This is a genomic window from Hyphomicrobium sp. (assembly GCF_036262015.1).
Lineage (GTDB): Bacteria > Pseudomonadota > Alphaproteobacteria > Rhizobiales > Hyphomicrobiaceae > Hyphomicrobium_C.
Window position 1 is genome coordinate 597208 of record NZ_DATAJR010000004.1, and the last position, 22919, is coordinate 620126.

19 protein-coding genes are annotated in these 22919 nt (G+C 62.2%); 11 read left to right on the top strand and 8 right to left on the bottom strand.

Annotation, left to right across the window (positions count from 1 at the left end; all coding sequences use genetic code 11):
* The first annotated feature begins 47 nt into the window (after nucleotides 1-47).
* Nucleotides 48-1223 carry a hypothetical protein gene (locus VHO05_RS03740; RefSeq protein ID WP_329645271.1) on the top strand — a complete coding sequence of 392 codons (1176 nt, stop codon included), beginning with the start codon at nucleotides 48-50 and terminating at the stop codon, nucleotides 1221-1223.
* A gap of 57 nt (nucleotides 1224-1280) precedes the next feature.
* Here VHO05_RS03740 and VHO05_RS03745 read toward each other — a convergent pair whose 3' ends face one another.
* Nucleotides 1281-1877, bottom strand: coding sequence for a superoxide dismutase (locus VHO05_RS03745; RefSeq protein WP_329645272.1), 597 nt, complete (start codon nucleotides 1875-1877; stop codon nucleotides 1281-1283).
* Nucleotides 1878-2272: 395 nt separating this feature from the next.
* On the opposite strand from VHO05_RS03745, the gene VHO05_RS03750 reads away from it, so the two are divergent.
* The 7 genes from VHO05_RS03750 (at nucleotide 2273) to VHO05_RS03780 (ending at nucleotide 9210) form a co-directional block, all read left to right on the top strand.
* Nucleotides 2273-3748, top strand: coding sequence for an efflux RND transporter periplasmic adaptor subunit (locus VHO05_RS03750; protein WP_329645273.1), 1476 nt, complete (start codon nucleotides 2273-2275; stop codon nucleotides 3746-3748).
* Entirely contained in the window at nucleotides 3745-4533 is a 789-nt protein-coding gene (locus VHO05_RS03755; RefSeq protein ID WP_329645274.1) for an ABC transporter ATP-binding protein, read from the top strand. Before VHO05_RS03750 ends, VHO05_RS03755 begins: the two co-directional genes overlap by 4 nt.
* On the top strand, nucleotides 4530-5762 hold the full coding sequence (locus tag VHO05_RS03760; RefSeq protein ID WP_329645275.1) for an ABC transporter permease: 1233 nt from the start codon (nucleotides 4530-4532) through the stop codon (nucleotides 5760-5762). The genes VHO05_RS03755 and VHO05_RS03760 overlap by 4 nt, the downstream gene beginning before the upstream one ends.
* Before the next feature lie 240 nt (nucleotides 5763-6002).
* The gene (locus VHO05_RS03765) at nucleotides 6003-6314 is read left to right on the top strand and encodes an H-NS histone family protein (RefSeq protein ID WP_329645276.1); all 312 of its coding nucleotides are present in this window, start codon (nucleotides 6003-6005) and stop codon (nucleotides 6312-6314) included.
* 566 nt (nucleotides 6315-6880) lie between these two features.
* Entirely contained in the window at nucleotides 6881-7195 is a 315-nt protein-coding gene (gene groES, locus VHO05_RS03770) for a co-chaperone GroES (protein WP_329645277.1), read from the top strand.
* Nucleotides 7196-7242: 47 nt separating this feature from the next.
* Nucleotides 7243-8886 carry a chaperonin GroEL gene (groL, locus tag VHO05_RS03775; protein WP_329645278.1) on the top strand — a complete coding sequence of 548 codons (1644 nt, stop codon included), beginning with the start codon at nucleotides 7243-7245 and terminating at the stop codon, nucleotides 8884-8886.
* Nucleotides 8887-9027: 141 nt separating this feature from the next.
* Complete coding sequence (locus VHO05_RS03780) at nucleotides 9028-9210, top strand: hypothetical protein (protein WP_329645279.1); 183 nt, start codon at nucleotides 9028-9030, stop codon at nucleotides 9208-9210.
* A 2-nt stretch (nucleotides 9211-9212) separates the two neighbouring features.
* Here the strand turns inward: VHO05_RS03780 and VHO05_RS03785 are convergent, their stop codons facing one another.
* Genes VHO05_RS03785 through VHO05_RS03795 form a run of 3 tightly spaced genes read right to left on the bottom strand, consistent with a single transcriptional unit; the run spans nucleotide 9213 to nucleotide 11444 of the window.
* Nucleotides 9213-10481: a CCA tRNA nucleotidyltransferase gene (locus VHO05_RS03785; RefSeq protein ID WP_329645280.1), complete on the bottom strand. Its 1269-nt coding sequence runs from the start codon at nucleotides 10479-10481 to the stop codon at nucleotides 9213-9215.
* A 7-nt stretch (nucleotides 10482-10488) separates the two neighbouring features.
* Nucleotides 10489-10785 (bottom strand): hypothetical protein, encoded by a 297-nt coding sequence (locus tag VHO05_RS03790; RefSeq protein WP_329645281.1) that lies wholly within the window; start codon nucleotides 10783-10785, stop codon nucleotides 10489-10491.
* On the bottom strand, nucleotides 10782-11444 hold the full coding sequence (locus tag VHO05_RS03795) for a CoA pyrophosphatase (RefSeq protein ID WP_329645282.1): 663 nt from the start codon (nucleotides 11442-11444) through the stop codon (nucleotides 10782-10784). The genes VHO05_RS03790 and VHO05_RS03795 overlap by 4 nt, the downstream gene beginning before the upstream one ends.
* A 126-nt stretch (nucleotides 11445-11570) precedes the next feature.
* Here VHO05_RS03795 and VHO05_RS03800 point away from each other — a divergent pair, with 126 nt between their 5' ends.
* Together VHO05_RS03800 and VHO05_RS03805 are read left to right on the top strand one after the other, a co-directional pair.
* Nucleotides 11571-12812 carry a hypothetical protein gene (locus tag VHO05_RS03800; protein WP_329645283.1) on the top strand — a complete coding sequence of 414 codons (1242 nt, stop codon included), beginning with the start codon at nucleotides 11571-11573 and terminating at the stop codon, nucleotides 12810-12812.
* A gap of 301 nt (nucleotides 12813-13113) precedes the next feature.
* Nucleotides 13114-14835, top strand: a complete 1722-nt coding sequence (locus VHO05_RS03805) for a methyl-accepting chemotaxis protein (RefSeq protein ID WP_329645284.1) — start codon at nucleotides 13114-13116, stop codon at nucleotides 14833-14835.
* Between the two features lie 13 nt (nucleotides 14836-14848).
* On the opposite strand, the gene hemF is transcribed toward VHO05_RS03805, so the two are convergent.
* Nucleotides 14849-15760 carry an oxygen-dependent coproporphyrinogen oxidase gene (gene hemF, locus VHO05_RS03810; protein ID WP_329645285.1) on the bottom strand — a complete coding sequence of 304 codons (912 nt, stop codon included), beginning with the start codon at nucleotides 15758-15760 and terminating at the stop codon, nucleotides 14849-14851.
* Nucleotides 15761-15919: 159 nt separating this feature from the next.
* Here hemF and VHO05_RS03815 point away from each other — a divergent pair, with 159 nt between their 5' ends.
* On the top strand, nucleotides 15920-17761 hold the full coding sequence (locus tag VHO05_RS03815) for an ABC transporter ATP-binding protein (RefSeq protein ID WP_329645286.1): 1842 nt from the start codon (nucleotides 15920-15922) through the stop codon (nucleotides 17759-17761).
* A gap of 75 nt (nucleotides 17762-17836) precedes the next feature.
* Here the strand turns inward: VHO05_RS03815 and VHO05_RS03820 are convergent, their stop codons facing one another.
* The 3 genes from VHO05_RS03820 to groL (VHO05_RS03830) form a co-directional block, all read right to left on the bottom strand.
* Complete coding sequence (locus tag VHO05_RS03820) at nucleotides 17837-18331, bottom strand: hypothetical protein (protein ID WP_329645287.1); 495 nt, start codon at nucleotides 18329-18331, stop codon at nucleotides 17837-17839.
* Between the two features lie 331 nt (nucleotides 18332-18662).
* The gene (katG, locus tag VHO05_RS03825) at nucleotides 18663-20837 is read right to left on the bottom strand and encodes a catalase/peroxidase HPI (RefSeq protein ID WP_329645288.1); all 2175 of its coding nucleotides are present in this window, start codon (nucleotides 20835-20837) and stop codon (nucleotides 18663-18665) included.
* Nucleotides 20838-21221: 384 nt separating this feature from the next.
* Nucleotides 21222-22859 carry a chaperonin GroEL gene (gene groL / locus VHO05_RS03830; protein WP_329645289.1) on the bottom strand — a complete coding sequence of 546 codons (1638 nt, stop codon included), beginning with the start codon at nucleotides 22857-22859 and terminating at the stop codon, nucleotides 21222-21224.
* Nucleotides 22860-22919 lie beyond the last annotated feature (60 nt).

The following is a 22919-nucleotide window of genomic DNA, read 5'->3' on the forward strand; positions in this document are numbered from 1 at the left end:
ACGGCTAGGCCGGCCATCAGGACCGGCCAAAGCTCGGGGAAACAGGCATGGCACGTATTCTGATCTGTCATGTGCCCAAGGACGGCGGTACGGCGAGAGACCTTGGCGCCACGCTCATGGGGCGCGGCCATTTCGTCTCGTTCGACGGAGAACCCGATACGCCGCGTCCCGATCGTTCGTCCCGTCTGCGCCAATTCGAGGCCGTGATCGTGCTCTGGAGTGAATCGTCGGCTCAAAACCCAGGGCTTACGGAGATTGCCCGCGAGGCGCTGCCTCTGAATTTGCTCGTACCCGTGCGCCCATCCGAGCTGGACGCCGGCCGCCTCCCGCTGATGTTCCGCAAGCTCAACATGTTCCCACCGCGGGATATCGATGGCATCGCGCGGATGATTGGCCGGCTGAGCGCGGCTGCATCGTCACTGCGGGAGTTTGCGGCGTCTTCGCGCGAGAACGCCGAAACGCAACGAAGAACGGGTGCTGCTCCAGTTGCGAATTCGCCCGTTGCGGCGCGCAAACCAGCTCAGACGCCGGTCGCGAAGCGATCCGCGCCAGGAGGCGCCCAGCCCGAACCGACACTTGAAGCCAAGACAAACATTCGCGTCCGCCCACTCTCGGATCTGCCGGAAGTCGAAGCAGGTCCGTTCGAACGGCGGGAACCAACGCTCTCGCCGCAAGGTCCGTTCGATCCGGGCGCCCCGGGCGACAGAGGACAATATCGCGCCTCCGGGTTCGATCGGCCCTCTGTGGGCGTAATCACCGCGGAAGACCTGACCAAGGCCGTCGAGGCGGGACTTCTCCTGCATCACATCCCCGAGGCGATGGGGCTGGGATCGCTGACAACAGTTGAGCTGACGCTTGATCGGGACGTTTTAGCCGGGCTCTCGCAGCCTGAGGTTGGCCAGAGCGTGGAGACCTTGTCCATCAGCCTCTACGGTGCCTCCGAAGTGTTCGAGATCGAGCGCCAGTCCGAGCGTACACAATTCGTAACGGCCAAACACATGATGCAGGCGCGCGATCCTGCAACCGTCGGACGGTGGGCCTGGCTCGTGACCCCAAGAGCGCTCGGGCCTCAGGATCTGGTGGTCCGCATTTCCGCTCTGCTTCGGGATCGCCGCGGCGTGCCCGCTCCGGTCGCGCTGCCCGATCGCCGCTTTTCAGTCGAGATCCAAGCGCCGGAAGGGGAAAGCCTCATTTCCGCGCTGGCCGGCTGGCGCCGCCGCTAAACAAAAAAGCGCAGGACCGTGAAGTCCCGCGCCAATTTCGTCAGCTAGCGCCCCAAGTTAGGCTTGTGCGGCTAGCTCCTCGACGTGCTCCCAATTGACGAGATTGTCGAACCAGGCCTCGAGGTACTTCGGGCGCGCGTTGCGGTAGTCGATGTAGTAGCTGTGCTCCCACACGTCGACGCCGAGGATCGGCTGCGCGCCGTGCATCAGCGGGTTCTCGCCGTTGGGCGTCTTGGTGACTTCCAGCTTGCCGTCCTTGATCGCGAGCCAAGCCCAGCCCGACCCGAACTGCGTGACACCGGCATTGATGAAGTCGGCGCGCATCTTGTCGAAGCCGCCGTAGCCGTCGACGAGCTTCTGAACGGAGCCCGGAAGCTTGTTGCCGCCGCCGCCCTTCTTCATCCATTTCCAGAAGTGGATGTGATTGTAGTGCTGGCCGACGTTGTTCACGATCGGCTGGTTCTTGCCGGAGTAAGCAGCCTTGCAGATCTCTTCGAGGGACTTGCCCTCGAGGCCTGACCCCACGATCAGCTTGTTGCCGTTATCGACGTAGGCCTGATGGTGCTTGTCATGATGGAACTGCAGCGTCTCGGCCGACATGTACGGCGCGAGGGCGTCATAAGCATAAGGAAGTTCAGGGAGTTTGAAGGTCACCGGCATTACTCCGCTTGAGGAAAACATCATTTCGCCCAATGCCTACCGGCTCGGGAGGTTCCATTCAAGCTTTGTCAGGAAGGCGACCGATCCGGCGTTGGCCCGAAATTGTGGGCAGGGGGGATGGGGGTGCACCGACCCTGAGCGGTACACCCCCGTGGATCACGCCGGGGAAGATAGGATCTCAGGGTGATATGACCCTAGTCCCCGCCCCCTGAATGCGTTCTGAACGGCGCGTTCACCTGCCATTCATCGTTGTGGCCATTTTGCGCCTCTCGGCTAAAGCTGTTACTCGGGTTCCGAAAAAGCGACGGAACCGTGCCGTTGTTCCGTCTTCTAATGCGAGTAACTGCGCAGAGAGCTTGGCGATCGGCTGAACATCGATGAAAAGACGTATGAGTTCCCTTTTTACCCTAGCGGTGCCCGTGGGCGCGGCCGGCCTTGCCGCCCTGTGGCTGCTGGGGTCGCCGTCGCAATCGGGCGGAGGCGTAGTTTATGACACCGTTGGGGTTTCGAAGGGGCAGATCCGCAAGATCGTCTCCACCTCCGGGCCGGTTCGGGCCCTGGTGACCGTCAGCGTCGGCTCGCAGCTGTCCGGCCAGGTCGATGCGGTCAAAGTTGACTTCAACAGTGAGGTGAAGCCGGGCGACATCCTGGCCACCATCGACGCCAAAACCTTCGCTGCCAAGGTCGAGCAGGCAAAGGCCGATCTTGCGGCCGCCGACGCTGCTCTGGCCAACCAGGAAGCGGCGATGAACAAGGCCAAGGCCATGCTGCAGGCGGCCGAAACCAACGTCACGCGTCAAGAGGGCTTGGCCGAGAAGCGATTGTCGACGCAGCTCACCTTCGAAACGGCTTTGCGCGATCGTGACGTGGCCAAGGCCGAAATTGCCGTGGCCCAGGCGCAGGTCAAGAGCGCCGCAGCCACGATCGAGCAGCGCAAGGCGGCACTCGATCAGGCTGCCATCGATCTGGATCGCGCCGAGATCCGCTCGCCAATCGAAGGCACAGTCATCTCGCGAACCGTCGATCCCGGACAGACTGTTGCCGCGAGCCTGCAGGCTCCCGAGTTGTTCAAAATCGCCCAAGACCTCTCGCGCATTCGCATCGAGGCACAAGTCAACGAAGCCGACGTCGGGTCGGTATCCGAAGGCAACCCGGCATCCTTCACGGTCGATGCTTATCCGGACCGCCAGTTCGAAGGTGCCGTCACTCAAGTGCGTCTTGCCGCAACAGAGCTGAACAGCGTCGTTACGTACACGGTTATCGTTGAAGCAGCGAACGAAGGCCGGAAGCTGTTTCCCGGTATGACGGCCAACGTGACCATCGTCTCCGCGACGCGGGATGGCGCACTGCGCATTCCGAACGATGCCCTGCGCTTCAAGCCGAAGATCGATACCGCCAATGCCGGCGGCCAGAGCGCGGGAGAAGGGCGAGGTGCTGACCGCGGCGCCCAGATGATTGAGCGCATCAAAACCGAGGTCGGCCTCACGGACGACCAAGTGAAAGCCGCGCGAGAGGCCATGGAAAAACTCGGCCGCGAGATGCGCGAAGGCGCGGGCCAGTCGAGCTTTATGGGCGGAGGCCCCGGCGGCGGAGATCGCAGCGCCATGCGCCAGCGATTCACGGCGCGTCTGGAGCAGGCGCTGAGCCCGTTGCTCACGGACGCTCAGAAAACCGCATTCCAGCGCTGGAAGGAGGGTCGCGAGGCCGTTCGTCCGGCCAGTGTCTGGGTGCTTGGCAAGACCGGAATGCCTGAGCGGCGCAGCATCCGCACCGGACTGTCCGATGACCAGTTCACCGAAGTCGTCGGCGGTGATCTCGTGGAAGGAGAAGCCGTCATCGTGCGCGCGCGCGACGCCAAGTCATGACCGTGATCGAGCGACAGTCTGAATCCGATCAGCCGCGCGCATCCGCAGCGCTGGGCCCCCCGCTCATTTCCGCGCGCGACCTGACCAAGGTGTACCGCGTCGGAGAGCAAGATCTGGTCGCGCTCGATCACGTGTCGCTCGAAATCGCAACCGGTGATTTCGTGGCCATCATGGGGCCGTCCGGCTCAGGCAAGTCCACCATGATGAATCTCATCGGCGCGCTCGATGTTCCGTCGTCCGGAAAACTCATTCTCGACGGCCGGGACATCGGCACGATGTCGGTCGACGAGCTTGCCGCTCTTCGCAATCGCACGATCGGGTTCGTTTTCCAGCAGTTCAACTTATTGCCGCGGACGTCGGCCTTGCAGCAGGTGATGCTCCCGCTTCTCTATGCCCACCCGAGGCCCGTCGAGAGCGAAGCCATGGCGCGCCGGCGGCTGGAGCAGGTCGGCCTTGCAAACCGCATGGACCATACCCCCCGTCAACTTTCTGGCGGTCAGCAGCAGCGTGTCGCCATCGCCCGCGCGCTGGTTAACAATCCGAAGCTGCTTCTGGCAGACGAACCGACCGGTGCGCTCGACAGCCGAACGTCTGAAGAGATCATGCAGGTCTTTACCGACCTGAACCGCGAAGGCATCACCATCGTCGTCGTAACGCACGAGCCGGAAGTCGCGCTTTGGGCCGGACGCCGTATCACGTTCCGAGACGGACATATCGTCGATGACGTGCGTCAGACTCCCATCACACAAAGCCAGCCGCAAACACAGAGTGGGCAGGCGCCATGACCGTGTGGGACAGCATCCTGATTGCCATCCGCGCTCTGCGGATCAACCTCTTGCGCTCGGTCCTGACGACCCTCGGCATCGTCATCGGCGTCGCGTCGGTCATTATTCTCGTTGCGGTAGGCACCGGCGCCTCGAGCGAAGTCGATCGCCAGATCAAAGCGCTCGGCACGAACATGCTGGTCGTCTTTCCAGGATCGATGCGCGTCATGGGACGCGCCGGTGGCGCAGGAACCGACATTCCATTGAGTGAGATCGACCTCGCTGGAATACGCGATAAGGTTAGCGGTGTGACTGCCGTATCCGGACAGATCGAAGATTCTGGTCCCGTTGTGCGCGGAAACTCCAACTGGACCTCGAGCCTCAGCGGCGTGCACGCGGAATACGCGATGGTGCGGGATTGGCCGATCGCGTCGGGGCGCGATTTGACCCTGCAAGATGTACGGACGGGGGCGAAAGTCGCCGTCGTTGGAGCAACCGTCGCGAAGGAGGTCTTCGCTGGCGAGGATCCTGTCGGCGCCTCTATCCGAATTAAGAACGTGCCCTTTGAAGTGGTCGGCGTGCTGGCCCCGAAGGGACAGTCGGTCATGGGCCGCGATCAAGACGACATCGTTCTGATGCCGATTACGACCGCGCGCATGCGGGTGTCCGGCAAGAGCCAGGTCCAAAACGACCGGATCGGACGCATCTACGTGAAGGTCGACGCGGCGGCGGATATGGCCGAGGTGCAGGAAGACATAGAAAATTTTCTGCGGCAGCGCCGAAAGTCCCGGTCTGGCGGCGAGGACAGCTTCTCGGTTCGGAACCTCGCGGAAACCATGAAAGCGAGGAGCGAGGTCCTCACGACGCTCAGCTACCTCCTGGCCGCGACATCGGTCATCTCGTTGATTGTCGGCGGCATCGGCATCATGAACATCATGCTTGTGTCCGTGACAGAGCGGACGCGCGAAATCGGGCTCCGGATGGCGGTCGGAGGCCGGCGGCGCGATATCATGCTGCAATTCCTTGTAGAAGCGGTTTCCTTGTGCCTGCTGGGTGGCCTGATCGGCATTACGATCGGCGTTTCAGCCTCGACAATCATTGCCTATGCAGCGGACTGGCCGGTCCTCGTCTCGCCATCGGTGTTGGGTGGCGCGCTGGCTGCCGCGGCGGCAACCGGAATTTGTTTCGGATTATTTCCCGCTCGTCGTGCAGCGCACCTAAATCCCATTGATGCTCTGCGAAGCGAATAAAACGGCGAGTTTACTTTCGCTCCCGCCTTGACGTTCCCCACGAAAAGAATTTACTGAGCCCGGCTTGTCGCTGGGAGGCGCCGACCTCTCGCGGAAGTTGAGATTGTTTGTGAGCGTAGTGTTTTTCGATTGGCACTTTATCCATTTCGAAGAAATTACATGCGCTGAGGAATTTGAGGGCTTATAGAAGCAGCATGGCTCGGCCCCGATAAACCGGACGACGCACCAACGGAGTTAATAATGGCAAGTATCAACTACGATAAGATGTCGGTAAAGGAGCTGATGGATCACATCGCGCGTGCGCAAAAGGCGCTCAACGCAGCGAAGGATCGCGAACGGGCCGAGCTGAAGCACAAGATTGCATCGCTGGCCGAAAATGCTGGTTTTTCCGTTGGCGAACTTTTCGGTGGCGGTAAGCGGGGCAAGGCTGTTGCGGTAAAGTATATGAACCCGGACAATCGCACGGAAACTTGGACAGGGCGCGGCAGAAAGCCGAATTGGCTTGTCGCCAGGCTGAGCAAGGGTGCGAAAATTACCGATTTCGCCGTTTGATCCTACTCAAACCCCTAAGTTGTTTTTTTGCGCCGCCGTGCATCTCCAGATGCTGGCGGCGCACTCTTTATGCGGAGCGCATTGCTTCGCGGCGATTGGACGCACACCGTCGCCGTTTCATAGATCCTCAACGATCGCGTGCGACAGGTAATCGGGCACTGTCTCATCCCAAATGGATCGCGGTGTTCTGCTGAATTGCGCAGCAAACCTCATGATCAAATCAAACGCTTTTCGAAGCGCTTGTGTCCGCTTTCGCAGTATCCGTCTTCGGATTTGTGGCAAGGGTTTTTGGAAACGACCCTGGTCATCGCGCTCTGCGACGGATGCGCCGCCTACGGCGTAATGGCTTTCGCGGTCGACGTGTCGCCAGCTCGGACCGCCTGTCTCAAGTCCGCACCCCATACAATTGGCACTCACGCCTTGACACTGCTAGCAGCGCCTCACATATAGGCGCTGCACGGACCCGTCTCCTTGAGATTGGCGGGCTGTGCAACCTGGCGTCGCTACGGCTGGCCAGGAAGAAATGACCCCAAATTCAACCACCTAAGCATCATGAGGGTTTACCCATGAAGTTCCGTCCCTTGCATGACCGCGTTGTCGTAAAGCGCGTCGAGGAGGACACCAAGACCGCTGGCGGCATCATCATCCCCGACACCGCCAAGGAGAAGCCCCAGCAGGGTGAAGTCGTTGCTGTCGGCCCCGGCGCCCGCGACGAGCAGGGCAAGGTCGTTGCCCTCGAAGTGAAGCCCGGCGATCGCGTGCTTTTCGGCAAGTGGTCCGGCACCGAGGTGAAGATCGACGGCGAGGACCTCCTCATCATGAAGGAGAGCGACATCCTCGGCATTCTCGAAGGCAAGGCGTCGGCCAAAAAGGCTGCCTAAGCCTCCTTTTTCAGAAGCCCCCCATTTAATCCAACGGAGTGCCACACATGGCAGCTAAGGACGTAAAGTTTTCGCAGGATGCTCGCGAGCGCATGCTCCGCGGCGTCGACATCCTCGCCAACGCAGTCAAGGTTACGCTCGGCCCGAAGGGTCGTAACGTGGTTATCGAGAAGAGCTTCGGCGCCCCCCGCATCACCAAGGACGGCGTGACGGTCGCTAAGGAGATCGAGCTCGAGGACAAGTTCGAGAACATGGGCGCGCAGATGCTGCGCGAAGTCGCCTCGAAGACCGCCGATCTCGCCGGTGACGGCACCACGACGGCCACGGTTCTCGCACAGGCCATCGTCAAGGAAGGCGCCAAGTCGGTTGCAGCCGGCGCCAACCCGATGGACCTCAAGCGCGGCATCGACCTCGCTGTCCAGGCCGTCGTCGACGAGCTGAAGACCAAGGCCAAGAAGGTCACCTCCAACGACGAGATCGCTCAGGTTGGCACCATTTCCGCCAACGGCGACACCGAGATCGGCGCCAAGATCGCCGAGGCCATGAAGAAGGTCGGCAACGAAGGTGTCATCACCGTCGAAGAGTCGAAGAGTCTCGAGACCGAGCTCGACGTCGTCGAGGGCATGCAGTTCGATCGCGGCTATCTCTCGCCCTACTTCATCACCAACGCCGACAAGATGATCGCGGAACTGGATAGCCCCTACATCCTGATCCACGAGAAGAAGCTTTCGGGTCTCCAGGCCATGCTGCCGGTGCTCGAAGCCGTCGTTCAGACCGGCAAGCCGCTCCTCATCATCGCTGAGGACGTCGAAGGCGAGGCTCTCGCAACCCTAGTCGTCAACAAGCTTCGCGGCGGCCTGAAAGTCGCGGCTGTCAAGGCTCCGGGCTTCGGCGATCGCCGCAAGGCCATGCTCGAGGACATCGCTGTTCTCACGGGCGGTACCGTGATCTCCGAGGACGTCGGCATCAAGCTCGAGACCGTGACCCTCGACATGCTCGGCCGCGCCAAGCGCGTGACCATCGACAAGGAAAACACCACCATTGTCGACGGCGCCGGCAAGAAGGCTGACATCGAAGCTCGCGTGAAGCAGATCAAGGCGCAGATCGAGGAGACCTCCTCGGACTACGATCGCGAGAAGCTGCAGGAGCGCCTTGCGAAGCTCGCTGGCGGCGTAGCCGTCATCAAGGTCGGCGGCGCTACCGAGGTTGAAGTCAAGGAGCGCAAGGACCGCGTCGACGACGCTCTGCACGCCACGCGTGCTGCCGTCGAGGAAGGCATCGTTCCGGGCGGCGGCGTTGCTCTGCTTCGCGCCATCAAGGCTCTCGACTCGCTGAAGACCGATGATGAAGACCAGAAGGTCGGCATCAACATCGTTCGCCGCGCGCTCCAGTCTCCGGCTCGCCAGATCTTCCAGAACGCTGGTGAGGATGGATCTGTCGTCGTCGGCAAGATCCTCGAAAGCTCGAAGTACAACTTCGGCTTCAACGCTCAGTCGGGCGAGTACGTCGATCTCGTCTCGTCCGGTGTCATCGACCCCGCAAAGGTCGTGCGTTGCGCACTGCAGGACGCAGCCTCCGTTGCCGGCCTCTTGATCACGACCGAAGCGATGGTCGCGGACAAGCCGAAGAAGGACGCTCCCGCAATGCCGATGGGCGGCGGCATGGGTGGCATGGGCGGCATGGACTTCTAAGTCCCGGCCACTGCAACCAAATGAAAGGCCGGAGCGCATGCTCCGGCCTTTTTGCTTTTACGAGCACTCTTGCCATTCGGCACACGCGCCCCAAATGCAAACACCAGAGGGTCACGGAAACGAGCAAAGGAGGCAGGACAGATGCTCGCTATCGAGATCGAAGAGCACGCTCGTAAACTCATGGAAGTCCAGGGTTCGAAGGCCATTGCCGAAGCCGCACAGAAGGCCCGTTCCTTCGAGGAGGAGGGAGCCGCGGAGCAGGCTGCAACGTGGCGCAGGATCGAAGCCGCGATGCTTCGTCTTCAGGGGCCGCGCTCGAAGTAAGTTCAGGTCCGATTGGATTTGACGAGATCCGACAACGCATGCGCGAGACGAAGCTCGTCGGTCGGAAAATCTTCGGAGATCCACCAGTCTTCGAAAGCGCGCACGATACGGCCGATGGCTGGCCCTTCCGCCAGTCCTCGGTCGAGGAGATCGGAGCCGCGCACGGGTAGCGTCGGTATCTTCCATCGCTCGGGAAGCGTGAACCGGTCGCGCCACGGCGCGGAGTCTGTCGCGGCCTCGCTGCTCGCCCACGCCAGAAGCACGCCATCGCGAAATGCTTCGATCCCAAACCGGTAAAGAAAGGCGCGCGCTTCTGGCTCGCCATTCACGGGATCGAACGCCGGATCGGGCAACGCAAGCCGCGCAAGCCGTTCTCCTTCGGCATTCGACAGCCTGAGGCGGGCGGCGAGCGTCATGAGCGGCCGACCAGGTTGCTGCCCCGCCAGTGCGGCAAGCCTGAGGAGCGGGTCTCCGTCTCGGCCGAGCGCAGCTTCTACAGCAACGAGCCGGGTCAGTAAGCCGATGTCGCCCGGTGACCCGATCAGACCGTCCAGAAGGCGCGCCTTGGCCATGACGGCGACGGTCTCCACCGCGTGTGGAGCTCGAAGCAGTCGCAAAAGTTCTGCACGGACCCGTTCCGCGGAAAGTTGCGCCATCCCGGAGGCCAGCTCGACCGACGCATCCAGGCCGTCCGCATCGAGAGGACCGGGAGAGTACTCGGCGGTAAACCGGAAAAAGCGGAGAATGCGCAGGAAATCTTCCCGAATGCGGTCGCGCGCCTCTCCAATAAATCTCACGCGGCGTGCGACGAGATCCGGATAACCGCCGAGCGGATCATGAACCGTACCCGCCGCGTCGCAATAGAGAGCGTTGAGTGTGAAATCGCGGCGTTGGGCGTCCTCCACCCAGTCAGTTGTGAACGTCACGCGTGCGTGTCGCCCGAACGTCTCGACGTCGCGCCGGAGGGTCGTAACCTCAAACGGCTGATGATGCACGACAACCGTCACCGTCCCGTGGGCAAGTCCCGTCGGGATTGCGCCGAGCCCCGCGGCTTTCGCCAGCCGCAGAACATCCTCGGGCAGCGCCGTCGTCGCGATGTCGATGTCTTTGACGGCGCGTCCGAGTAACGCATTGCGTACGGCGCCGCCGACGATGCGGGCCTGAAACCCGCCGCTTTCGAGCGCGCTGAGAACGGCACGCGTGTTCGCGTGCCCCAGCCATGGAGCACCGGCAAGGCTCGGCGGCCGTGGATCGCCAACCTCGCGCGTCATCCCCTACCTATTCGATGTGGCTGGGCTGGATCTGCCCGTCCTTCAGGACGGACGGTTGATAGTGTTGGCCCGGCTTGCCGCCCGACGAGCTCCCGAAGGCCGCGAGTGTGACGATCACCAGCAGCGCGCCGCCGACAAACAGCCACAGGAAAGGCGCGTCGTCGAGCAGGCCGGCTGTGATCCTGTCTTCGGACGTGCTCTCGCCGCGCGCTTCTGCCCGCGTGCGTTGGAAGAGGGCCCAAGCCAGATAGAGCAGCGTCGGCAGCAGAAATAGCAGGAAGTTCTCGATAACCGTTCGGATCATGGACCGAAGAGCCTTTCATGCATGTTGCGCAGAATACCGGCTGTCGCGCCCCAGATGAAGCGGTCACCGAACGGAACGGCATAGAAATGGCGCTCAGCATCGCCGATCGTTCTTGAATGTCGCTGATAGTTGCGTGGATCCATTAGAAACGGCAGCGGAACCTCGAACGTATCGGCAACCTCGTTGGTATCGAGCGCGAGCTGTGCGTTGGGGTCCACGAGCGCAATAACGGGCGTGATCCGATAGCCGGTTCCCGTAAGGTAGAGATCGAGTGTGCCGAGTGGCTCGACGAGCGCTGCGTCCAATCCGATCTCCTCGTGTGCCTCGCGGAGTGCCGTGGCGAGCGGGCTGGCGTCGGAGGGCTCGGTCTTTCCCCCGGGGAATGCGATCTGTCCCGCGTGAGCGGCGAGGTGCTCGGTCCGCTGGGTGAAAAGCAGCGTGACCACCGGACGCGCGATAGCCGGAATGAGGACAGCCGCAGGGCGCGCCGATTGGAACGCATCGGCCCGCTGCCGTGCCGCGATCATCTCCGGATTCAGATCGTAGTCACTTGGACTTGCGGGTTGTGCCGGAGGGGATTTCGACAGCGCACGATACACCATCTCCCGAAATCCGGAGGGGCTGAAGTCAGGATCGCTGGCGAGCGGTGAAAGCATCATGATCCTGTCATAGGGCGAGATCGCAGGAGATGCGAGCACTTGAGCAAAATCAGCTGCCCGCCCCCTGGAAACGCCCCATTCTGCTGTCAGTAAGCCAATACGATTCGACGCCGAAGGACGATTTCGATGACGACAGCCCACCTGACCAGATTCGCCGGGAATGCACTGCGATGCGCGGTGATTGCTCTTGCCGGACTTTGGGGTGTCGTGTCGGCCAGCACGGGCGCCGTTGCGCGCAGCTCCGAACAGTTTGCCAGAGCGCTGCCTCCAGCCGAGCGGAAGCTCTTCGAGGACTATCTGTCCGCGAAGGCGACGTTCGATTTCAAGAGCGATGCCTACTGGCGCAGCGTGACGGACAAGCGTGCGTTGCGCCGGGGCAAGCGGGGACGTGGCGAGCCGATTACGTCCGAGGACTATGTGAAAACGTTTCCGCCGAAGTACGCCGGGCCTGAGTTGTCCGCGGCGCTGGCGAAGCGCTGGGCCGAGTTCCAGGAGCAGGACGACAAGAAGAAAGACAAGGAGCCACCAAAGCCCAAGCCGGGCATTGCCGAGTTCTTGGCGTATGCCCAAGAGGAATACGACTTCAAACCCGAGCAAATTCCCGAGCGCGAGTTCAAGCTGCGCTACGCTCGAGAGGCGATGTCGCACGGTTTAACCGGCGATCAAGTCGTGCGCGTGTACGCGCTCGAGACCAGCGGGCTCGGCACCGCCGACATGGTGTCGGGCATTCACCCGATCAAGAAAACCGGAACGCCGATCTCGACGGCCATCGGCTACGCACAGCTTCTCGTCGCCAACACGACGGACGAGCTGGTGAAGCACGGCCCCAAGTTCCTGGCCCGCCTCAAGTCGATGGCCAATGATCGAAGCTACGATCCTGCCCGCCGCCGTGCGCTCGCTGAGAAGCACGAGAAGCTTGCCACCATGCTCAAAGCCGCGCGCTCCATTCCGCACCGCTGGGATGCGCACGTTGCCTTTGCGCGCACTCAACGTGGCATGGGTATTCACGCCATCAACCTCGATGGCGACATCGGTCCCTGGCTGCAAGTCGTCAAGCTGCATGGCCTGAAGGAAATGGCCGAGAAAGCCGGAATCGCGGCCCTGACCGGTGCGGAGATCGAGCTCATGAACCTGGCGGGCCCCGCCACGGGACTTGAGATGATGCGGCCGGCCGCCCAGAAGGCGCCGACGACGAATTTCTTCGAGCGAAGCGCTTACTTCCGCAACACGATTGTGCGTGACAAGACGAGTGCCGAGCTGCTCGTTGCGCTCGATAAGCGCATGGATCAGAACCTCACCAACGCTGGCGCCATTGAATTCGCCGATGCGTTTCGCGAAATCGCCCCCGAGCGCCGCAGTGCCCGGTAGTCTCATTCAACGTTCGATCGTTTCGCGCTGTTGTACTTGAAAGAATGAATTCCGTTCTTTTGAAGTTTTTTCGCGATTCATATGCAACGGTTGCGAATTCAATAATTGAGAATATATTGTAGGTTTACGTCTATTTTATAGATGCATTTTAATCTGGCCGGCGAAAATCCAATCGGCGCTACGCGCAACGAAACGAGAGCCGGACATGCGATTGCTTGCCACTCCTAATATTCGGACCACCTCAATTGGGCTGACCGTGTTGAACGTGTTGGCTTTCGCAATCGTCTTGTGGAGCTATCAGATGCGTTCGGCGGCCGTCGATGCACTGGAGCAGGCGCACACGACACGCTATCGCTCTTATCTGCTCGCGGACGAAGCGCGCCAGAACTCGGCGGATCTCAGCAGCTTTGCGCGCACCTTCGTCGCGACCGGTGGCGATAAGATTTACGAGGATCGATACAACGAAGTGATTGCCCGCAGCGACGGCAGCCATGCACGCGCGGTCGATCCGCATCGCCTCTATTGGGAGCTCGTGCTGCGCGACGATAAGCGCCCGCGTCCCGATGGCCAGAAAAAATCCCTCCTCGATGAAATGCGCGAGGAAGGATTCACCGCCGAAGAGTTGGGTAAACTCCAGGAATCGAAAAAGGCTTCCGACGCGCTTGTCGCGCTCGAAACCAAGGCGATGAATGCCGTCAAAGGTTTCTTCGATGATGGTTCTGGCGGCTACACGCTGAAAAAGGAACCGGATACGACAATGGCCCTCGGCCTCCTCTATTCGGATCAATATCAAGGGTACATTGCCGGCATCAATCGGCCGGTCGAAGAATTCTACGGGATGATTGAGGGACGTACCGCCCGTCAGGTCGAGGATGCGCGATCGCAGGCAGCAACGGCTGGTCTCTGGATGCAGGGCTCGCTGGGCGTGTTGCTCTTCTCGCTGCTTACGTCGGGCGTTGTTCTCTTGCGTCGCGTCGTTGCCCCGATCAAGTCGCTGCAGGCTGCGATGCTGGCACTGGCCGGTGGCGACAAGAAATCAGACATTCCCCATGCGTCGCGCCACGATGAGATTGGCGATATGGCACGCGCCGTGTGCATCTTCAAGGATGCCATGATCGAGACCGAGCGGCTGCGCGCTGAGCAGGAGGCGTCCGAGGAACGCGTCGAGGCCGCGCGCAAGGCCGAGATGCGCCGTCTCGCGGACGAATTCCAGAACTCCGTGGGCGGTATCGTGGATGCGGTCTCGAGCGCCTCGACTCAGCTCGAAACCGCGGCCGGATCGTTGACCCGGACGGCGGAGACGACACAGGAGCTTTCCGGCGTTGTCGCTACGGCATCGGAGCAGACCTCGGTCAACGTGCAGGGCGTTGCTGCCGCGTCCGAGCAGCTCTCCGCTACGGTGAGCGAGATCGGCCGCCAGGTCCAGCAAAGCAGCACCATCGCCGACAAGGCCGTGCAGCAGGCTTCGAATACCAACGAGCGCGTTGCACAGCTCTCGCAGTCGGCTGACCGCATCGGTGACGTCATTGGCTTGATCAACACCATCGCCGGCCAAACCAACTTGCTAGCGCTCAACGCGACCATCGAGGCGGCCCGCGCGGGCGATGCTGGCAAGGGCTTCGCGGTCGTCGCGCAGGAGGTCAAGGCCCTCGCTGCGCAGACCGGCAAGGCGACCAGCGATATCGCCGCTCAAATCGCTGGCATGCAGCAGGCGACCCAGGAAGCCGTCGGTGCCATCGAGGAGATCACGTCCACCATCAACAGGATGTCCGAGATCTGCGGCGCAATCGCCGCCGCCGTCGAGGAGCAGGGCGTGACCACGCAGGAGATCAGCCGCAACGTGCTCGAAGCCGCCAAGGGTACGTCCGAGGTAGCAGCCAGCATCACTGACGTCAGCAAGGGTGCGTCGGAGACGGGAACCGCCTCCTCGCAGGTGCTGTCGTCCGCGCAGCAGCTCTCGTCCGACAGCACGCGGCTCCGCCGCGAGGTCGAGCGCTTCCTGTCGACGGTACGCGCAGCCTAAGCGAGGCCGTGCCTCAAGGCCATTTCACGACGGGCGGCAGCGAGGACAGGATACTGTCCACGTTGCCGCCTGTTTTTAGGCCGAACACCGTGCCGCGGTCGTAGAGCAGGTTGTACTCCACGTATCGACCGCGCCGGATGAGTTGCTCCTCGCGGTCAGCGTCCGTCCACGGCATAGAATAGTTACCACGCACGAGCATCGGATAAACGCGCTGGAAAGCGCGTCCCACGTCCTGCGTGAACGCGAAGGCCGCATTCCAGCCGCCCTGTTCCTCGGTCGGCGTCAGATAGTCATAGAAGATGCCGCCCACGCCGCGCGCTTCCTTGCGATGCGGAAGGTAGAAGTAGTCGTCACACCATTTGCGCAGCTTCGCGTAGTCGGCGATGGCTTCGTGGGCGGCGCAGGCTCCGTACATGGAGGCATGGAAGGCGAGGCTGTCCGCGTCCTCCTCCTTGCGCCGCCGGTCGAGCACGGGTGTCAGGTCGGCGCCGCCGCCGAACCACCACTTGCTGGTAACGACCATGCGCGTGTTCATGTGCACGGCGGGAACGTTCGGGTTTTGCGGGTGCGCGATCAGCGAGATTCCGGAAGCCCAGAACCTCGGGTCTTCGTCCGTGCCGGGGATCTGCTTGCGGAACTCGGGCGCGAATTCGCCGAACACCGTCGAGGTGTGCACGCCGACCTTCTCGAACACGCGGCCTTTCATCAGGCTCATCTTGCCGCCACCGCCCGGCGCGCCCGTATGGTCCGTGCGCGACCACGGCGTCTGCACGAAGTGGCCAGGCTCCTCGCCGCCCAGTTGAGCGGTCGGCGGAAGGTCGGCTTCGAGCCTCTCGAAGCTTGCGCAGATTTCGTCGCGAAGCTGCTGAAACCAGGTCTCGGCAGCAGTTTTCTTGGTCTCGATGTCGGCTGCCGCGTCGGTCATGGTTGTCTTTTCCTCGTTCCTTGCCCATCTGTCGGCCGGGTGCCATCGTTTGGGCACCATGGGTGGGTAGCGCATACCCCGATCCACGGGAAACGAGAAGGGGTTTGCGCGGAGCGGTCGCGGGCTCGCGACAAACGCTTATGCAACAGAAAGAGCCTGATGTTCCGCTGGTTTGAGACCCGAATAGATCCGTTTGCGCCCGCTCCGCCGGGACGCCCGCCCGACAGCGTGGCGGCCTTCTACTGGTTTTACATAAAGCCGGTCTGGCGCCCGTTTGCGGTGTTGCTGGCGATCGGTCTGGTCGGTTCGCTCATCGAAGTCTGGCTGATGGCCTTTGTCGGCAATCTCGTCGACATGATGCGAGCCGCATCCTCGGCCCAAGACTTCTTTTCGGAGTACGCCGGCACACTTTTGCTGATGTCCTTCGTGGCATTGATCGCCCGCCCCGCCGTCTCCACGATGCACGATCTGGTCAAGAACCAGATGATCTCACCATCGGTGACCACGCGCATCCGCTGGCAGACGCATACCTATGTCCTGCGCCAGTCGCTGGCCTTCTTCCAGAACGATTTCGCAGGCCGCATCTCGACGCGCATCATGCAGACGGGTGCGTCCCTGCGCGACTCCGTCGTGCAAGCGGTCGATGCCATCTGGTACATGGCCGTGCACGTTGCTGGCGCGCTCTTCATTTTCTGGGAGGCGGATGCGCGCCTCGTCGTGCCGCTGCTCTGCTGGATCGCGCTCTATGGCGTCGTCCTGCGCTTTTTCGTACCGCGGATCCAGAAGCTCTCGACCGAAGCGTCCGAAGCGCGCTCCTGGCTGACGGGCCGCGTGGTCGACAGTTTCACGAACATCCTGACCGTCAAGCTCTTCGCCCATGCCGAACGCGAGGAGGCCTACGCGCGCGAAGCCATGCAGGCGCATCTCGAGCGCCATCAAGCGTCGGTACGCAACCTCACCGTCATGGAATTCGTGCTGTACACGCTGAACGGCGCGTTGCTGGTGTCGGTCGCCGGTCTCGCGTTGTGGCTCTGGAGCCATGACGCGGTGTCCATGGGCGCCATCACGGTCGCCATGACGCTCGTCATCCGCATCATTGCCATGTCCGGTTGGATCCTCTTCACCGTCGCCGGCATCTTCGAGAACATCGGCGTCGTGCATGAGGGCATGCAAACGATCTCGCGCGACTACGAGGTCGTCGATCGTCCGAATGCACCGCCGCTGGCCGTCCCGCACGGTGAGATCCGCTTCGAAAACCTCCGCTTCCACTATGGCAAGGTCAAAAGCGTCATCGAAGAGCTTACGCTGACGATCAAGCCCGGCGAGAAGGTCGGCATCGTCGGCCGCTCCGGAGCAGGCAAGTCGACGCTGGTCAATCTGCTGCTGCGCTTCTATGACGTCGAAGCCGGTCGCATCCTGATCGACGGCCAAGATATCTCGCACGTGACGCAGGAAAGCCTGCGCGCCAACATCGGCCTGGTGACGCAAGACACATCACTGCTGCACCGTTCGGTGATGGACAACATCCTCTATGGCCGCCCTGAAGCAAGCGAGAGCGAGGTCATTGCCGCTGCCAAACGCGCCCATGCTCACGACTTCATCGGAGGTCTCGAGGATATGAGCGGCCGGCTTGGCTACGCGGCCCATGTCGGCGAGCGCGGCGTGAAGTTGTCCGGCGGACAGCGCCAGCGCATCGCCATCGCGCGCGTGCTGTTGAAGAACGCGCCCATTCTCGTGCTTGACGAGGCGACGAGCGCCCTCGACAGCGAGGTCGAGGCGGCCATTCAGGAGAGCCTCCAGACGCTGATGGCGGGAAAGACCGTCATCGCTATCGCGCATCGGCTTTCGACCATCGCCGCCATGGATCGGCTGATCATCATGGACGGCGGCCGTATCGTCGAGCAGGGCTCGCACGGCGAGTTGCTGCGCAAGGGCGGGCTCTACGCCGCGCTTTGGGCTCGCCAGTCGGGTGGCTTCCTCACGGAGGCGGCGGCCGAGTAATCGCGCCCCGTGGCTATTTCGCTGCGTCCAAAAAGCAAAAGCCCGCGGCCCCACTCGGAGGCCGCGGGCTTTTTGTTATGCGGCACGCGGGCCCGGGTCATCGTCGTCGCCGGCGGGCGACGACGTGATGCGCGGGGCCTTCTCGAAAGCGCGGAGAGCAACAACGGTCTTGCCGTGGCTCTTGCTGGACGACGCCCAGTTGGGCGGATGGACGACCACCTCGAGCCGAAGAGGTTCGATGATGCCGCTCGCGGTGCGGAGCGCGAACACGTCTCCCGCCTTCAGTCCCAGCAAGGCGAGGCCGCGCAGCGTCGTTACGGGCAGAGGAGGGTCGCGCGTCGCGTCCTTTTCGTGGCGCGTGAGGACGCGCCGCTCCGATGATCCGCCTCCCACACTGAATTCAATGCAGCTTTCAATCGTCGCGGTCCGGGCATCGAGCAATTCCGGAAGCACGACATCGGCGTTTTCGAGCTTCCTCTTCAAGAGCGAGTGGTAGAGGTCGTCGTGGTTCCCGTGCAGGAGGGATTCGAGGAAAAGGTGGTCTTTGGCCGTCAGTTGCAGGCTTGTCATGGATGACCTCAATCGGGCCTGGACGCGAAGTCCGGCCGGAAATGGTGGAACGATCGATGATGGGAGGAGGAGCCCTGGCCTTGGCGCGCAATGGCCCGGCCAGGGCTAAGCACCTGCGATGAGACGGCCTGGGTTGAGGTCCCGAGGTGGGACGGCAGCGTGCAGCATGGCGCTCTTTTCCAATGACGGCGTCATCATATCAGCTTCGGCGGGTTTTGGCAGTAGGTGCGGACCGCAGGGCCGGATGCCGAAAGTCGCAATGGGCAAAAAAGAAAACGAGGCAGCGCTGGAACTCAGCGCCGCCCCGTTTTTTAAAGCAGTCCGGTAGAAATTACGCGAGGTCGAAACGGTCCGCGTTCATGACCTTGGCCCATGCCGCCACGAAATCGCGAACGAACTTTTCCTTCGCGTCCGAGCTGGCGTAGACCTCGGCCAGCGCGCGAAGCACCGCGTTCGACCCGAACACGAGGTCGACGCGCGTACCGGTCCACTTGACATCGCCTGTCTTGCGGTCGCGTCCCTCGAACACTTTCTTGTCCTCGGAAACGGCCTTCCATTCCGTGCCCATGTCCAGGAGATTGACGAAGAAGTCGTTCGTCAGCGTGCCCGGCCGCTCGGTCAGGACGCCGTGTGCGGAGCCGTCCACATTGATGTTGATCGCGCGCAGACCGCCAATCAGTGCGGTCATCTCCGGCGCGGTCAGCGTCAGCAACTGCGCCTTGTCGATCAAGGCCACCTCGGCCGGCACCGTGAGTGTGGCGGTCTGGTAGTTGCGGAAGCCGTCTGCTTTGGGCTCCATGACGTCGAAGGCATGGACGTCGGTCTGCGCCTGCGAAGCATCCGTGCGGCCAGGCGTGAACGGCACCGTCACCGCATGGCCGTCGGCCTTCGCCGCCTGCTCGACGCCCGCATTGCCGGCGAGCACGATCAGATCGGCGAGCGAAACCTTCTTGTCGCCGGCCGCGGCTTTGTTGAACTCAGAGCGGATCTTTTCCAGAACGGCAAGAACCTTGGCGAGCTGGGCCGGCTGGTTGACCTCCCAGTCCTTCTGCGGCTCCAGACGGACACGCGCGCCGTTGGCTCCGCCGCGCATGTCGCCCCCGCGGAAGGTCGAAGCCGAAGCCCAGGCCGTGCCGACCAGTTCCGATACGGTCAGGCCCGCGGCCAGCACCTTGGCCTTGAGGGCGGCGGCGTCCTTGTCATCGATCAAGGGATGATCGACAGCAGGAACTGGATCCTGCCAGACCAACACTTCCTTGGGCACTTCGGGGCCAAGATAGCGCGAGCGCGGGCCGAGATCGCGATGGGTCAGCTTGAACCAGGCGCGAGCGAAAGCTTCGGCAAAGGCTTGAGGGTTTTCGTGGAAGCGGCGCGAGATCTTCTCGTAGGCCGGATCGACGCGCAGCGACAGGTCCGTCGTCAGCATGCGCGGCTTCTGCTTCTTCGACGAATTATGCGCGAGCGGGATGTCTTCCGGCGCGTCCTTGGCTTCCCACTGGATCGCTCCGCCGGGGCTACGCGTTTGCACCCACTCGTACTTGAACAGGTTCTCGAAGAAGAGGTTGGTCCACTGGGTGGGCAGCTGCGTCCAGGTCACCTCGATGCCGCTCGTGATCGCGTCGCCGGCCTTGCCGGAGCCGTAGCTGCTCGCCCAGCCGAGGCCTTGCGCTTCGAGGTCGGCTCCTTCGGGATCCGGGCCCAGAAGGGTGCCCGCGCCCGCGCCGTGCGTTTTTCCGAAGGTATGACCGCCTGCGATCAGAGCGACGGTCTCCTCGTCGTCCATCGCCATGCGCGCGAAGGTCTCGCGGATGAAGGCGGCCGCTTCGAGCGGATCGCCGCTGGCGTTGGGGCCTTCCGGATTGACGTAGATGAGACCCATCTCGGTCGCGCCGAGTGGGTTTGCGAATTGCTCGAGCTGCCGATGGGCGAGCCACTGGCCCTCCTCGCCCCAGTTGATGTCCTGATCGGGCTCCCAGGTATCCTCTCGCCCGCCGGCGAAGCCGAAGGTGCGGAAGCCCATCGTCTCGAGAGCAACGTTGCCGGTGAGGATCAAGAGGTCTCCCCAGGAGATCTTTTGACCGTACTTCTGCTTGATCGGCCACAGCAGGCGGCGCGACTTGTCGATGTTGACGTTGTCCGGCCAGGAGTTGAGCGGAGCGAAACGCTGCTGTCCGCGGCCGCCGCCGCCGCGTCCGTCGGAGAGGCGGTAGGTGCCAGCGGCATGCCACGACATGCGGATGAACTGCGGACCGTAGTGGCCGAAATCGGCCGGCCACCAATCCTGCGAGTCCGTCATCAGCTTACGCAGGTCGTTCTTCAGAGCTTCGTAGTCGAGCTTCTGGAACTCGTCCCGATAGTCGAAGGTCTGTCCCAGCGGATCGGACTTGGACGAATGCTGGTTCAAAAGGTCGACGCGCAACTGGCTCGGCCACCAGTCGCGGTTCGTGCGTTCGCGGCCGGAAAACGGGCATTTGCCCGGGCCTTGGTCATCGGTTTTTGCATCCATTTTTCTTCTCCGATCGTGTCCGGTAATTCTGTTCGGATTGTTCCGGGTTTCGGCCCCGCTCTCGGCGTCCGCGAAAGTGCGTATCGCTTTGCGCATCATCCGCTGCACGCCCGATGGGGGTGAAGCAGAGGTTCGCGCGCCTGTCGGCAGTGCCGTCCTGTAGTTCTTCAAATGTAAGCGCTGATAACGAACTCACCACTGGTGCTGTTTAGAGGAATTCCAGGGTCTTAACGAGATCAAGCGATAAGAGCAAATATAATTATCAGATAATTGCGATAGGAATTTCTTATGATGGCGCACGCTCAGAATATATAAGCGCCCGCGGAAGAGGTCACCTCCCGCGGGCGCTTTGATTGTCGTGATCCGTGAACGGGTGGGCGCCGCCTACATATCCATACCGCCCATACCGCCCATTCCGGCGGGGCCACCGACTCCCGCGTCCTTCTTCGGCGCCTCAGCAATGGCGGCTTCCGTCGTGATCAGAAGAGCCGCGATGGAGGCCGCGTCCTGGAGGGCAGTGCGGACGACCTTCGCCGGGTCGATGATGCCCTTCTCGATCAGGTCGCCGTACTCGTCAGCCTGTGCGTCGTAGCCGAAGTTCGCGCCCTTGGTCTCGAGCACCTTGCCGACGACAATCGAGCCTTCCGTTCCGGCGTTCTCGGCGATCTGGCGGATCGGTGCCTGCAGCGCGCGCTTCACGATGGCGATGCCTGCGTTCTGATCTTCGTTGTCGCCCTTGACGGTGATGGCGTTCGAAGCCTTGAGCAGGGCAACGCCGCCGCCCGGAACCACGCCTTCTTCGACGGCCGCGCGGGTCGCGTTGAGCGCGTCGTCGACGCGATCCTTGCGCTCCTTCACTTCCACTTCGGTCACGCCGCCGACCTTGATCACAGCCACGCCGCCCGCGAGCTTTGCGAGACGCTCCTGCAGCTTCTCACGGTCGTAGTCCGAGGAGGTCTCCTCGATCTGCGCCTTGATCTGGCTGACGCGCGCTTCGATTTCCTTCTTCTTGCCGGCGCCGTCAACGATCACGGTGTCTTCCTTGCTGATGGTGACGCGCTTGGCGCGGCCCAGCATGTCGATCGTGACGTTCTCAAGCTTGATGCCGAGATCTTCGCTGATGGTCTGTCCCTTGGTCAGAACGGCGATGTCCTCAAGCATGGCCTTGCGGCGATCGCCGAAGCCCGGAGCCTTGACGGCCGCGATCTTGAGGCCGCCACGCAGCTTGTTGACGACGAGGGTTGCGAGCGCCTCGCCCTCGACTTCTTCGGCGATGATGAGAAGCGGCTTGCCGGTCTGAACGACGGCTTCGAGCACCGGCAGCAGCGGCTGCAGACCCGAGAGCTTCTTTTCGTGGATGAGGATATAGGGCTCGTCGAGTTCGGCGATCATCTTCTCGGCGTTGGTGATGAAGTACGGCGAGAGGTAGCCGCGGTCGAACTGCATGCCTTCGACGACGGTTAGCTCGGACTCGAGGCTCTTGGCCTCCTCGACCGTGATCACGCCCTCGTTGCCGACCTTCTGCATGGCTTCGGCGATCATCTCGCCGATGGCCTTCTCACCGTTCGCCGAGATGGTGCCGACCTGCGCGATTTCACCCGAGTTCTTGACCTTTTTGGCCTTCTTGCCGATCTCCTCGACGACCTGTCCGACGGCCTTCTCGATGCCGCGCTTGAGGTCCATCGGGTTCATGCCGGCGGCCACAGCCTTGAGGCCTTCACGCACGATGGCCTGTGTGAGCACGCAGGCGGTTGTGGTGCCATCGCCAGCGAGATCATTGGTCTTTTGTGCGGCTTCACGCACCATTTGCGCGCCCATATTCTCGAGCCTGTCCTCGAGCTCGATCTCTTTGGCGACCGAGACGCCGTCCTTGGTGGTGCGGGGAGCTCCGAAGCTCTTTTCGATCACGACGTTCCGGCCCTTGGGACCGAGCGTGACTTTGACGGCATTGGCGAGAATATCGACGCCGCGGAGGATCTTGTCGCGCGCGTCGGAGGAAAAGCGAACGTCTTTGGCAGCCATGGTGGCGGGCTCCATTATGAGCAGAAGGACCGAGGGGACCGACGTGTATCGTCGTCACCC